Source organism: Geofilum rubicundum JCM 15548 (genome assembly GCF_000974365.1).
In the GTDB taxonomy this organism is placed as follows: Bacteria; Bacteroidota; Bacteroidia; order Bacteroidales; family Marinilabiliaceae; genus Geofilum; species Geofilum rubicundum.
The window spans coordinates 1-1,325 of record NZ_BAZW01000153.1 but is presented as its reverse complement, the minus strand read 5'-3'; the positions used below and the strand labels follow the sequence as shown (position 1 = coordinate 1,325).

At 46.7% G+C, this 1,325-nt stretch carries 1 protein-coding gene; it reads right to left on the bottom strand.

Annotation, left to right across the window (positions count from 1 at the left end):
- Positions 1 to 178 precede the first annotated feature (178 nt).
- Positions 179 to 1,231, bottom strand: coding sequence for an ABC transporter permease (locus tag JCM15548_RS20485; RefSeq protein WP_262487170.1), 1,053 nt, complete (start codon positions 1,229 to 1,231; stop codon positions 179 to 181).
- Between the last annotated feature and the right edge of the window lie 94 nt (positions 1,232 to 1,325).

Genomic DNA, 1,325 nt, shown 5'->3' with positions numbered 1-1,325 from the left:
CCCATCTACCCTATCAACCCTTCCTACCCCATCAACCCTATCTACCTAATGACCTAACGACCTATTGACCCAAGCAACCTAATTACCCCAATCAACCCTTCCTACCCCATCAACCCTATCTACCCCATCTTCCCTACTCTACCCTATCTACCCCATCAACCCTATCAACCCTATCTCCCTACCCCTCCCTCTTCCTATAATTCAAAATAGCCAGACTCACAAACACCACCGCAAACACGGAAAGGGCCAGGACATGCGACCACAAATCCATAAAACCCGAGCCTTTAAGCATAATTCCGCGCATAATGTCAATGAAATAATAGACCGGGTTGATCAGATTAATGCGCTGTGCCCACAAAGGCATATTGTCCACCGCCGTAAAAATACCACTCATTAAAATAAATATCAGCAGAAAAAAATAACTGATAAAAGCCACCTGCTGCTGGGAATTCGAAAAAGTAGAGATCAGCAACCCCATGCCCAACAAACCCACCAGATAAATGGACGCCAGACCGTATATCAAAGTCAGGCTACCCACAATGGGAACATCGTACAAAAGCCGACCAATGACCAGTCCAATGGTTAATTCAAAGAGACCAATCACCCAAAAAGGAATCAGTTTGGCTGCCAGAAACTGGTATTTATGAACCGGGGTGACATTCATTTGTTCAATGGTGCCCATCTCCTTTTCGCGCACCAGATTCATGGCGGTCAGAAACAAACCAATGATCGAAACCAGAATGGTCAGAATACCGGGGAGCATAAAAAACTTATAATTCAACTCCGGATTGAACCAGAAAGAATTCGTCACATGGATTCTTTGAGGGGGTATTTCCCCTAACATTTCCATTTTCAGCTTACTCCCAAAGCGGGCCACCACCTGCTGCAGATAGGCATAACCCAACTGGGCCTGCTGGGCATTAATGGCATTGGCCAAAAGCTGCACGCGTGGGGATTGTCCCCTGATCAAGTCCTTTTCATAGTGGCGCGGAATCACCACCACCAAATCGGCCTTCCCCATTTCAATCTGCTGCAAACCCCCTTGCACCGATTTGGCCTCAGGGCTTAACAGAAAAAAGGGAGAGGCATCCAATTCATGGACTATGCGGCGACTTACCGGCGATTGATCCTGATCGACCACCGTCAGGTCCAGATTTTTTATATCCATGGTAGCCGCATTGATCAGAATCAAAAGCTGCACCGTTGGTAAAACCAGTATCAACGGCAGCATCGTCCGGTTCCTCAGCACCTGCAAAAACTCCTTCTGAAGCAAAACAAATAACACCCGCATAATCTTTATTTTTCCCCATTAACCCTATCATCCC